10 protein-coding genes are annotated in these 12195 nt (G+C 65.1%); 8 read left to right on the plus strand and 2 right to left on the minus strand.

Going from position 1 to position 12195, the window contains the following annotated elements; genetic code table 11:
* Positions 1-53: 53 nt before the first annotated feature.
* A complete protein-coding gene (gene tpiA, locus IVA98_RS05565; RefSeq protein WP_247354445.1) occupies positions 54-809 on the minus strand; it encodes a triose-phosphate isomerase in 756 nt (251 codons plus the stop codon).
* Between the two features lie 221 nt (positions 810-1030).
* Between tpiA and IVA98_RS05570 the strand changes: the two genes are divergently transcribed.
* The 5 genes from IVA98_RS05570 (at position 1031) to IVA98_RS05590 (ending at position 8202) form a co-directional block, all read left to right on the plus strand.
* On the plus strand, positions 1031-2929 hold the full coding sequence (locus tag IVA98_RS05570; RefSeq protein ID WP_247354418.1) for a SurA N-terminal domain-containing protein: 1899 nt from the start codon (positions 1031-1033) through the stop codon (positions 2927-2929).
* Between the two features lie 14 nt (positions 2930-2943).
* Entirely contained in the window at positions 2944-3957 is a 1014-nt protein-coding gene (trpD, locus tag IVA98_RS05575) for an anthranilate phosphoribosyltransferase (protein ID WP_247354419.1), read from the plus strand.
* Between the two features lie 7 nt (positions 3958-3964).
* On the plus strand, positions 3965-4786 hold the full coding sequence (trpC, locus tag IVA98_RS05580; RefSeq protein WP_247354420.1) for an indole-3-glycerol phosphate synthase TrpC: 822 nt from the start codon (positions 3965-3967) through the stop codon (positions 4784-4786).
* Between the two features lies 1 nt (position 4787).
* Positions 4788-5306 (plus strand): cyclic pyranopterin monophosphate synthase MoaC, encoded by a 519-nt coding sequence (moaC, locus tag IVA98_RS05585; protein WP_247354422.1) that lies wholly within the window; start codon positions 4788-4790, stop codon positions 5304-5306.
* Between the two features lie 175 nt (positions 5307-5481).
* Entirely contained in the window at positions 5482-8202 is a 2721-nt protein-coding gene (locus tag IVA98_RS05590) for a bifunctional diguanylate cyclase/phosphodiesterase (protein ID WP_247354423.1), read from the plus strand.
* A gap of 82 nt (positions 8203-8284) precedes the next feature.
* Here IVA98_RS05590 and IVA98_RS05595 read toward each other — a convergent pair whose 3' ends face one another.
* On the minus strand, positions 8285-9622 hold the full coding sequence (locus IVA98_RS05595; RefSeq protein WP_247295395.1) for a S41 family peptidase: 1338 nt from the start codon (positions 9620-9622) through the stop codon (positions 8285-8287).
* A 319-nt stretch (positions 9623-9941) separates the two neighbouring features.
* On the opposite strand from IVA98_RS05595, the gene IVA98_RS05600 reads away from it, so the two are divergent.
* The 3 genes from IVA98_RS05600 to IVA98_RS05610 all read left to right on the plus strand — a co-directional run bounded on the left by IVA98_RS05600 (position 9942) and on the right by IVA98_RS05610 (position 12080).
* Positions 9942-11075 (plus strand): alpha-hydroxy acid oxidase, encoded by a 1134-nt coding sequence (locus IVA98_RS05600; RefSeq protein WP_247295398.1) that lies wholly within the window; start codon positions 9942-9944, stop codon positions 11073-11075.
* A 16-nt stretch (positions 11076-11091) separates the two neighbouring features.
* Positions 11092-11715 carry an HAD family hydrolase gene (locus tag IVA98_RS05605; protein WP_247295400.1) on the plus strand — a complete coding sequence of 208 codons (624 nt, stop codon included), beginning with the start codon at positions 11092-11094 and terminating at the stop codon, positions 11713-11715.
* 158 nt (positions 11716-11873) lie between these two features.
* Positions 11874-12080 carry a hypothetical protein gene (locus tag IVA98_RS05610; protein ID WP_247295402.1) on the plus strand — a complete coding sequence of 69 codons (207 nt, stop codon included), beginning with the start codon at positions 11874-11876 and terminating at the stop codon, positions 12078-12080.
* Positions 12081-12195: the final 115 nt, after the last annotated feature.

Below are 12195 nucleotides of genomic sequence, written 5' to 3' on the forward strand. Positions count from 1 at the left end.
TCGGAGGGGGTATTGCCACCCCCGATCGGATCCGGACCCACCGTTTGAATGAGCTAGGGACAGCCCTTCGCGATCGCAAGGAAATCAGCTGCTTTCAGGCTGGCCCCGCCGACCAGCGCGCCGTTGACGTTCTTCACCGCCATCAGCTCGGCTGCGTTCGCGGGCTTGACCGAGCCGCCGTAAAGGATCCGCATCCTGGCACCATCGGCTTTGAACCGGGACGTCAGGAGTTCCCGGATAAAGCCATGAATCTGCTCGACATCCTGGGATGTGGGGGTGAGGCCGGTGCCGATCGCCCAGACCGGCTCATAGGCCACGATCAAATTGGCCGCGCTGGAGCCGTCCGGCAGCGAGCCGTCGAGCTGGCCGCGCAGGATGTCCAGGGTCTGGCCGGCATCGCGCTGGCCCTGCGTCTCGCCGATGCAGACGATCGCGGTCGCCCCGGCGCGCCAGGCTGCCTCGGCCTTCTGCCGGACCAGGGCATCGCCCTCGCCGTGATCGGCGCGGCGCTCGGAATGGCCTACGATGATGGCGGTCGCGCCCGCATCCACCAGCATTTCGGCGGCGACATCGCCGGTATGGGCCCCGGGGGCCTTGGGATGGCAGTCCTGGGCTCCCACCGTCACTTTCTTGCCGCGCGCCCTGTCGGCGAAGGCGGCGATCAGGGTTGCCGGTGGGCAGACCAGCAGGTCGGCCCTTCCAGTCACATCTGCCGCGCCGTTGAGCATGGCGTCGAATTCCGCAACCTGGGCCTTCAGGCCGTTCATCTTCCAGTTGCCGGCGATCAGCGGTCGGATGGCGTCGGTCATGTCAATGTCCAGCAAAATGAGGTTTGTGCCTGCGCTAGCAGAGCTGTCGCGCCAGTTCCAGACCTCGGGGCTTTTAACCGCAGCTTCGAGTAGCCGCTTGAGGCGAGGTTGCGGGGGGAAAGCCGCCACTTTATGATGATCTATCAATTTGGTGACGCGCTTTTGCGGAATCTGCATTAAGACGCGCTCCCGTTCCCCTCCTGCCAAACAAGTTGGACCAAATGCTTCGAGGAATGCGCAAGGCCTCATCAAACTGGCTCGGCAAGACCATTATGGCCGTCGTGATGGGCGTGTTGATTGTCAGTTTCGGCATTTGGGGCATCGCCGACATCTTCCGCGGCTTCGGGCAGTCCACAGTGGCCAAGATCGGCAGCACCGAGATTTCGCTCAACGAGTTCCGCCAGATCTACACGGACCGCCTGCAACAGATCAGTCGCCAGTTCGGCCGTCCGCTGACGCCCGATCAGGCGCGCGCCTTCGGGGTCGACCGTCAGGTGCTGCAGCAGACCATTGCGGAGGCCGCCCTCGACGAGGAGGCGCGTCGACTCGGGCTCGGCCAGTCCGACGAGCAGATCCGCCAGGTCATCATGAACGACCCGAACTTCAAGGGCGTCGGCGGCAACTTCGATGCGAACCGCTTCCAGGCCGTGATCCGCAATTTCGGCTACACCGAGCAGCGCTACGTCGCCGAGCAGCGCAAGGTGTCGCTGCGCCGGCAGATCACCGGCACGATCGGCGCCGGCCTCGAGCCACCGAAAACCATGCTCGACGTACTGACGCGCTTCCAGAACGAGCAGCGCGCCATCGAGTTCGTCAGGCTCGACGCCGCGCAAGCAGGCGCCATCGATGCGCCCTCGCCCGAGACGCTCGCCGCCTATTTCGAGGATCACAAGGTCCAGTTCCGCGCGCCCGAATATCGCAAGATCGCCTTCGTCGTGGTCTCGCCGGAGGAGATCGGCAAGTGGACCGAGGTCTCGGACGAGGACGCCAGGAAAGTGTTCGACCAGCGCAAGGACCGGCTCGGCACGCCGGAGAAGCGCCAGATCCAGCAGATCGTGTTTCCGAACATCGCCGACGCGCAGACCGCACGCGAGCGCCTCGTCGGCGGGACGTCGTTCGAGGACCTCGGCAAGGAGCGCGGGCTGAGCGCCTCCGACGTCGACCTCGGGCTCGTGACCAAGTCTTCGCTCGACCCCGCCGTTGGCGAAGCCGCCTTCGCGCTTCCTGCCGGCGAGATCAGCCAGCCGATCCAGGGCGGGCTTGGCGTCGCGATCGTCAAGGTCGACAAGATCGAGCCGGGCAAGGAGGCGGACTACGCGAGCGTTGCCGGCGATATCAAGCGCGAGATCGCGACCGAGCGCGCGCGCGTCAAGGTCGCCGATCTCCGCGACAAGATGGAGGACGAGCGTGGGGGCGGCTCCAGCGTGGTCGACGCGGCGCAGAAGCTCGGGCTCACGGCCGTGACCATCGACGCCGTCGACCGTTCCGGCCGCGCCCCGAACGGCCAGCCGGTCGCCAACATTCCGCAGGGTCTCGACGTGGTGTCGCAGGCCTTTAACACCGACGTCGGCGTCGACAACGACCCCATCTCGTTCAAAGGCGGCTATGTCTGGTACGACGTCCTCGCCATCACGCCCTCGCGCGACCGCAATCTCGACGAGGTCCGCGACCAGGTCGAGGCGCGCTGGCGCCAGGACCAGGTCGCGGCCAAGCTGAAGGCCAAGGCGAGCGAGATGGTGCAGAAGCTCGAATCCGGCGGCAAGCTCGCCGATGAGGCCGCTGCGATCGGCGCCAAAGTCGAGACCGCAACCGGCTTCAAGCGCGACGATTCGCCTGCCGGCGTTCCCGCAACTGTCGTGTCGGCGGCCTTCCGTACCGCCAAGGACGGCGTCGGGCAGACGCCCGTGAGCGGCGGCAACGAAGTGATCGTCTTCCGCGTCACCGACATCGTCGAACCCACGGTCGACGCAGCCTCCGAGGCGGTGAAGAAGCTGAAGGACAGTCTCGACCGTGCGCAGACCGAGGAGCAGGTCGCTTCCTACGTCAACAAGCTTGAAACCGACATCGGGACCACCATTAATCAGGCCGCCTTCGCGCAGGTGACCGGCGCGAACCAGTGAGTTGAAAGCACGCGATGGACGACCTGAAATCGATCATAGGAAAAGTGGCGACCGGCGCCAGCCTGTCGCGTGACGAAGCCGCCTCCGCCTTCGATGCCATGATGTCCGGCGAGGCCACGCCCTCGCAGATGGGCGGCCTGTTGATGGCGCTCAGGGTGCGCGGCGAGACCGTGGACGAGATCACCGGCGCTGTGACGGCGATGCGCTCCAAGATGCTGACCGTGACGGCGCCGCCTGATGCGGTCGACATCGTCGGCACCGGCGGCGACGGCTCCGGCTCCGTCAATGTCTCGACATGCGCCTCCTTCATCGTCTCCGGCGCCGGCGTGCCGGTGGCCAAGCATGGCAACCGCGCGCTGTCGTCGCGCTCGGGCGCCGCCGACGTGCTGGCCTCGCTCGGCGTGAAGATCGACCTCAGGCCCGAGCAGGTCGGACACTGCGTGCGCGAATGCGGCATCGGTTTCATGTTCGCCCCCGCGCACCATCCCGCGATGAAGAACGTCGGCCCGACCCGGGTCGAGCTCGCGACGCGCACGATCTTCAATCTGCTCGGTCCGCTCTCCAATCCGGCCGGCGTGAAGCGGCAGATGGTCGGCGTGTTTTCGCGGCAATGGGTGCAGCCGCTGGCGCAGGTGCTCAAGAACCTCGGCTCGGAGTCTGCCTGGGTGGTGCACGGCTCCGATGGCCTTGACGAGATCACCCTCACCGGCCCGACTTTCGTCTCCGCGCTCCACAATGGCGAGATCCGGAATTTCGAGGTGACGCCCGAGGAGGCCGACCTATCGCGCTGCGAGACGGGCGCACTCAAAGGCGGCGACGCCGATGCCAACGCGATCGCGCTGAAAAGCGTGCTCGACGGCAGACCGAGCCCGTACCGCGACGTCGCGCTGATCAACGCCGCCGCCGCGCTCGTCGTGGCCGGACGCGCCAAGGACCTCAAGGAAGGGGTGGCGATCGGCGCAAAATCGCTCGATAGCGGCGCCGCGAGCGCGCGGCTGAAACATCTGATCGCGGTCTCGAACGGCTGAGCCTGACATGTCGGATATCCTGACCAAGATTGAGGCCTACAAGCGCGAGGAGATTGCCGCGGCCAAGCGCACGCAGCCGCTCTCGATTGTTGAGGCAAAGGCCAAGGCGCAAGCCGCCCCGCGCGGCTTCGTGCGCGCGATCAAGGCGAAGCACGCCAATGGCGACTACGCGCTGATCGCCGAGATCAAGAAGGCCTCGCCGTCGAAGGGACTGATCCGCGCCGATTTCGATCCGCCCCAGCTTGCCAAGGCCTATGAGGCCGGCGGCGCCGCCTGCCTCTCGGTGCTGACCGACACGCCTTCGTTCCAGGGCCATCTCGACTTCATGGTCGCGGCGCGCGCGGCAACCTCGCTGCCGGTGCTGCGCAAGGACTTCATGTTCGACACCTATCAGGTGGCGGAGGCTCGCGCGCATGGCGCCGATTGCATCCTGATCATCATGGCCGCGCTCGACGATGCGGCTGCCAGAGACCTCGAAGATGCCGCCTTCGCCTACGGCATGGATGTGTTGATCGAGATCCACGACCGCACCGAGCTCGACCGCGCGCTGAAACTTCGTTCGCCGATGATCGGCGTTAACAACCGTAATTTGCGTACCTTCGAAACCACCCTTGCGACCAGCGAGGCTCTGGCGCCGCTGATCCCCGGGGACCGGCTGATGGTCGGCGAGAGCGGCCTCTTCACAGCCGCGGATCTTGCGCGGCTCGAGCGCGTCGGCATGTCGACCTTCCTCGTCGGCGAGAGCCTGATGCGGCAGGCCGACGTCACCGCCGCCACGCGCACGCTGCTGGCGCGCGAGACGGCGCCGCGCGCGACGGGTACGCGCTGACATGGCGCGCAAGCCATCCAAGACAATCCCAGCCAGGTCGAAGGCCGGCGCTGCCCTCACCCATATCGGCGCGTCCGGCGAAGCGCGGATGGTGGACGTCTCGGACAAGCCCGCGACCGAGCGGCTTGCGGTGGCGGAAGGCCGCGTCATTATGACCGAGGCGACGCTCGAGCTGATCTTGTCCGGCAACGCCAAGAAGGGCGACGTGCTCGGGACTGCGCGTATTGCCGGAATCATGGCCGCCAAGCGCACCTCCGAGCTGATCCCGCTCTGCCATCCGCTCGCGTTGTCGAAGGTCACGGTCGACATCGGGCCCGATGCGAAACTGCCGGGTTGCCTCGTCCGCGCCAGCGTGAAGGTTACCGGTCCCACCGGCGTCGAGATGGAGGCGCTCACCGCCGTCTCGGTCGCCTGCCTCACGATCTACGACATGATCAAGGCGGTGGAGCGTGGCGTACGCATCGAGGGCATCCATCTCGTCGAGAAGCTCGGCGGCAAGTCCGGCCATTACCGCGCCTGACACGCGGACTTCAGCGATCTACCTTCTGGGTCGCGCACATCGGTTGCCTTTGCACTCGGCCGTTCACATCGCGTTAACCGCGCTTCCTAACTTCGCCTCCATACCGTTCCCGTAAACCAACGGATGTTTTCGAGGTCAGGAATTGATCCTGGCGTGTGCACGGCAATGATCCAGCATGATGAGGAGATTCGGCAGTCGCCTCTTTGACCAGGCCTTCGTGCGCAGCGGACCGATCCGCTGGCTGGTGGTGGGCGGCACGCTGCTGATCGCGGCGATCGCCGTCGGCGCGACGCTGATGGCGCAGAATTTCCGCGAACGTGCGCTGCGCAACTCCGGCCGCGAGCTGGAAAACACCGTGCTGATGCTCGCCCATCATTTCGACCAGCAATTGCAGGATTTTGCGGTCATCCAACGGGATTTCGTCGACCACGTCCGCGCGACGGGCATCCGTGACGCGGAGGATTATCGCAGGCGCCTGTCGGGGCAGGACGTCCACCGGATGCTGCGCTCGAAGATCGAGGCGTTGCCCTACATGGGCGGGGTCAACGTCATCGACGCCGACGGCAATCTGGTCAACTCGTCGACGGCATGGCCGGCCCCGAAAGTGAACGTTGCCGATCGCGCCTATTTCCGCACCTTCAAATACGATCCGCATTCGCCTGACGTGCTGATCGAGCCGCTGCACAGTCGCATCTCGGGTGCCTGGACCATCCTGATCGTGCGCAAGATCCCGGGACCGAACGCCGAGTTCCTGGGCGTCGTCGGGCGCGGTATCGAGCCCGCTAATTTCGAGAAATTCTTCGCTTCCGTCGTGCTCGGCGAAGGCGCGACGATCTCGATGCTGCATCGAGACGGCACGCTGCTCGCCCGCTATCCGCTTTCCAGCGAATTGATGGGACGGAATTTCAAAACCGGCCCGTTCTCGCAACAGAGGGTTTTCGGGCTCGATCACTTCGCCGGCCGCTTCGTGAGCCCCGTCGACGGAGAAGACCGGCTGATCTCCTCCCGTGCCCTGCCCCACTTCCCGATCCTGATCATGGCCACCATGACGCGCGCGGCGGCCCTGACGGACTGGCGCGAGCAGATTAGGATCCTGATCTCGGTCGCCGCGTCTTCTGCGCTCGCCATCGCGGGCGTGCTGATCGCGATCGTGCGCAAGCTATTGGAGCAGCACCGCCTCTCGCGGGAACGGCTGATGCTGGAAATGCAGCGTCTCGACCGCGCCGTCAACAACATGACTCAGGGCCTTCTGCTGTTCGATTCCGAGCGGCGGCTCGTGATCTGTAACCAACGCTACATCGACATGTACGGGCTGTCGGCTGCGACCGTGAAGCCCGGTTGCAGCTTCCACGACATCATCGCCCATCGCAAAGCGACGGGCTCGTTCACCGGCGATGTCGACGACTACGTTGCGCGCGTACTGAGCGGCGTCCATGTGCGCAACGCCATGGTCGTCGACACCTCCGACGGCCGTTCGATCCAGATCGTCAACGAGCCGCTTGCGGACGGCGGTTGGGTGGCGACGCATGAGGATATCACCGAGCGCCGCCGGATTGAGGCGCGCATCACCCACCTCGCCCATTACGACGCGCTGACCGATCTGCCCAACCGCACCATGTTCCACGAGCATCTGCGGCAAGAGCTGGCCGCCATCACTGAAGGCGAACAGATCGCGGTGCACTATATCGATATTGACGAGTTCAAGGGCGTTAACGACGCGCTTGGCCATCTCGTCGGCGACGAGCTGCTCAAGTCGATCGCGCAGAGCCTGCGCCGCTGTGCCGGCCCGGCGGATTTCGTGGCCCGGCTCGGGGGCGACGAATTCGCCATCGTGCAGAGCGCGGTGACCTCGCCGGACCAGGTCAACGATCTCGTCGCACGGGTCTTCCAGGCCATCCGCACCCCTTTCGACTGCATGGGCCATCATCTCACCGCGGACGCCAGCATCGGCATTGCGCTGGCGCCGGAACACGGCGAGGTGCTCGATCAGATCCTGAAGAACGCGGACATGGCGATGTATGCCGCCAAAGCCGCCGGACGCCGCACCTATCGCTTCTTCGAGCCGGATATGGACGCTAAGGTTCGCGAGCGGCGGCAGCTCGAGATCGACCTGCGTCACGCCATCGCCCATGGCGGCCTCGAGGTCTATTACCAGCCCTGCCTCGGCCTGAAGGATGACCGCATCACCGGCTGCGAGGCGCTCGTGCGCTGGCGCCATCCCGAGCGCGGCATGGTCTCGCCAGCCGAGTTCATCCCGATTGCCGAAGACACCGGCCTGATCAACGAGATCGGCGAGTGGGTGCTGGCGACCGCCTGCCGGGACGCAGCCAACTGGCCCGACGACATCCGCCTCGCCGTCAACGTCTCGCCAGTGCAATTCAAGAGCGGCACGCTGGCGCTCAAGATCATGGCGGCCCTGGCCGCCTCGAACCTCCCGGCTAGCCGGCTCGAGCTCGAGATCACCGAGGCCGTGCTGATCCGCGACGACGAAGCAGCGCTGGCGATCCTGCACCAGCTTCGCGCCATCGGCGTGCGCATCGCGCTGGACGATTTCGGCACCGGCTACTCGTCGCTGAGCTATCTGCACCGCTTCCCCTTCGACAAGATCAAGATCGACCGCTGCTTCGTCGAAGACATCGCCGGCCCCGACGGCTCCGCCAGCATCGTCCAGGCCGTCGTCAACTTAGCGGGCGCCCGCCGCATGACCACCACGGCCGAGGGCGTCGAAACCGAAGAGCAGCAGCGTCTGCTCCGGGCGCTCGGTTGTTCGGAGATGCAGGGCTATCTTTTCAGCGCCGCAAAACCGGCCGACAAGATGCTGGAGCTGTTCGCGCTGCATCGCAGCCGTCTCGCCCGACGCGAAGGCAGCGAGAGCCGACGCCGCGAGGCCGGTTAGGCTTCGAAGACTGCGCCGCAAACGAAATCGCCCAGAAGCGGTCATCCGCTCCCGGGCGATCCATGTCTGAAGGCCGTCAGGTCTAGTTCGGCACCGCAGCCTTCGTCGCGCGCTTGGCGGCGACGGCATTCGCGGTGACGCCGTGAAGGAAGTCATAGGCCGCATGCAGCGCCTTGTCGTCCTTCTCCTCCGGCGGGACGTAGGATTGGGAACCGGTCTGCTCAGTGCCATCGGCGGCCGACAGGTGCCCGCGCATCTGGGACTCCGCCATGGTATCCATCCGGCCCTTCAGCTCGGGCGGCACGTCCTGGAGGATCTCGACGTCGGGCGCGACCCCCTGGGCCTGGATCGAGCGGCCCGACGGCGTGTAGTAGCGCGCCGTGGTCAGCGCCAGCGCACCGTTGCCGGCGCCGAGCGGAATGATCGTCTGCACCGAGCCCTTGCCAAACGAGCGCGTGCCGATGATCGTCGCGCGCTTGTGATCGTGCAGGGCGCCGGCCACGATCTCGGAAGCCGACGCCGAGCCGCCATTGACCAGAACCACCAGCGGCTTGCCCTTGGTGAGATCGCCGCCATGCGCGGTGAAGCGCTGGGTTTCTTCCGGATTGCGCCCGCGGGTCGAGACGACCTCGCCACGCTGGAGGAATGCGCTCGACACCGAGACGGCCTGGTCGAGCAGGCCGCCGGGATTGTTGCGCAGGTCCACAACATAGCCTGCGAGCTTCTCCGGAGGGACCTCCTTGGAGACCGACGCGATCGCCTTCTTCAGGCCGTCGGTGGTCTGCTCGTTGAACGAGGTGATGCGGATATAGCCGATGTCGCCATTCTCGACGTGGAAGCGCACCGGGCGCACATGGATGATCTCGCGGGTGATCGCGACGTCGAGCGGCGCGTCGGCACCCTTGCGCACGATGGTGAGCTTGGTCTTGGTGGCGACCGGCCCCTTCATCTTGTTGACGGCCTGCTCGAGCGTCATGCCCTGCACGGCCTCGCCGTCGATCTTGCTGATGAGGTCGCCGGACATGATGCCGGCCTTCGAGGCCGGCGTGTCGTCGATCGGCGAGACGACCTTGACGAGGCCATCCTCCATCGTGACCTCGATGCCGAGCCCGCCAAACTCGCCGGAGGTGGTCTCCTGCATCTCGGTCCAGGCCTTGGCATTCATGTAGCGCGAGTGCGGATCGAGCGAGGTCACCATGCCCGTGATCGCGCCTTCGATCAGCTTGGCATTGTCGGGCTTCTCAACATAGTTCGCCTTGACCCGCTCGAACACTGCGCCGAACAGATTGAGCTGGGAATAGGCATCGTCCGCGCTCGCCGCCGCCCGTGCCGCCCACACGCTGCCGTGGGGACTGGCTACCAGAAGGGTCAGACACACTCCCGTGAGCGCGCCCAGGGGGAACAGCAGGGTTTTCCGCATGGATAGGCTGGCCTTTTGCTTAGCGGTTCTGTTGAGGGCTTATCTCTCGGGCTTGGAAGCCGCCATGCAAATGGCGATCCAGGTCACCTCTCACAACACCATTCTGGTTTCTTCAAGGCCGCCTGGAAGGCCGGCGGCGGTACGCCGGCGAAATCCCTTCGCTTCGGCTTAAACTTTTGGCAACGTTCCGAAACCGCTTCGCGCAACGCGGCATCGGTCGGCCGCCCACGCCTCGCAGCTATGCGATTTTAGGATGGTTTTGGAGGGCCGGACACGCTAGGCGATGGCGACAAGACTTCAAATTCTCGGGAGGACAACAATGAATGACGCGCCCCGCATCCGGCCGGACAGGAACGTCGAACTCGGCGCCAGCAACGAGCCGTTCCAGAACCTGCACGAGTTCATCCGGAAGGCGCGCGCCAACCTCAACCAGAATGCCTGGGACTACATCGTCGGCGCTGCCGAGACCGAGACCACGATGCGCCGCAACCGCATGGCGCTGGACGAGATCGCCTTCCGCCCGCGCGTGCTGCGCGACGTTCGCAAGGTCGACGGCTCCGTCGAGCAGTTCGGCCGCAGGATGCGGCTGCCGGTGGTGCTCGCCCCCGTCGGTGCGCTGGAGATCTTCGATCCCGATGGCGCGGCAAGCGTCGCGCGCGCCGCCGGCACCTTCGGTGCGGCGCACATGTTGAGCTCGGTGTCCGAGCCGGGGCTCGAGAAGACCGGCGAGGCCGCGCCCGACGCGCTGCGGCTCTATCAGCTCTATGTCCGCGGCGACGATGCCTTCGTCGCCGATGTCGTCAGCCGGAGCGAGAAGAACGGCTATGCCGCGTTCTGCCTGACTGTCGACACCGCCCATTACAGCCGTCGCGAACGTGACATCGCCAAGCGCTACGTTCGCGAAAGCCGCCTGCGCGCGACCGGCGGCGATTTCCAGAAGGGTCTGGAATGGCGGACGGTGAAGATGATCAAGGACAAGTTCAGGATCCCACTGATCCTGAAGGGCATCGCCACCGCCGAGGACGCTCAGATCGCGATCGATCACGGTGTCGAGTGGATCTACGTCTCCAACCATGGCGGCCGTCAGCTCGATCACGGCCGCGGCGCCATGCATGTGCTGCCTGAAATCGTCGAGGCGGTGAAGGGCCGCGCCAAGATCATGGTCGATGGCGGCTTCTGCCGCGGCACCGACATCGTCAAGGCGATCGCGGCCGGCGCCGACATCGTCGGCATCGGCCGGCTGCAATGCTGGGCGCTGGCCGCGGCCGGCGAAGCAGGCGTGATGCGAATGCTGGAACTGCTGGAGGACGAAGTGCTGCGCTGCCTCGGCCTCCTGGGTGCCACCTCGTTCGCCGAAGTCGACAAATCCTGCCTGCATCAGGCGACCGCAACGAATGCGCCGAGCGTGTTCAGCGCGTTCCCGCTGTTCGACCACGAGCCCTACCGATACTGAAAAGTGAAAGAACGCGATGACCTCACTCTCCCCCGGTAGCGCCGATGCGCTCCTGTTCGATCTCGGCCGCGTGGTGCTCGATATCGATTTCTCCAAGGCGATCGCCTGCTGGGCGGGGCATGCGGGCTGCCAGCCCGAGGCCATCGTCGCACGCTATGTGCGTGACGAGGCCTACCGGCTGCACGAGGTCGGCAAGATCAGCGACGAGGATTATTTCCAATCGCTGCGTTCATCGCTCGGGATCGGCATTTCCGACGCGCAATTTCTGGAGGGATGGAACGCGATCTTCGCCGGCGAGATGCCTGAGATCGCCGAGCTCTTGCCGCGCGCGGCGAAGCAGGTGCCGCTATATGCCTTCTCCAACACCAACCGGCCACATGTCGACTATTTCTCGAAGGAATATGCCGGGGTGCTCGGGCATTTCCGCGAGCTCTATCTGTCGTCCAGCATCGGCCTGCGCAAACCGGATGCAGAGGCGTTCGATCATGTCGTGGCGGCGATCGGCCTGCCAGCCAGCCGAATCGTCTTCTTCGACGACCTTGCCGAGAACATCGAGGGGGCGCGAGCGCGTGGACTGACGGCGGTGCATGTCACCTCGCCCGGTGATGTCGGCAAGGCCTTGCTAGCGTTGGGAATTTGACCACCGATGCCGACCGGATCGGGTCGGGTTCCGGGCACCCAAATCCGCTCGGGTAGGGACCAATTCACTTTGTACATTTTTGTACAGAGTTCCGGGAACGGAATACCTCCCTCCGGACTCTATGAGTCCGTTGGGACGTCTACATCGGACTTATTCTCGTGCTGGGCAAAGCCTACCTCACAAAGCAAGCCTCCTTGCTGCTCGAATTCGCCAAGACCACCTCGGATTCGCGCCTCTCCGCCAAGCTGATCAGCAAGGCCGCCGACCTAAAGTCGCAGGCCGATCCGCTGCCGGACAAGGATCAAAGCCCCAAAGCTCCGGACGTGACAGCCGGCGTCAGTTCGGGCGAACAGACGCAGAGTTGATCCGATGCTGGCCGTGGCGCTCATCCTTGTCGTCCTCGCCATGGCTATCCTCGTACCGGTCTGTCTCGCCTTCCGGATCATGCCGTGACCGGTCTGCGCACGATTCTTCATGACG

The organism is Bradyrhizobium sp. 160 (assembly GCF_023073735.1).
In the GTDB taxonomy this organism is placed as follows: domain Bacteria; phylum Pseudomonadota; class Alphaproteobacteria; order Rhizobiales; family Xanthobacteraceae; genus Bradyrhizobium.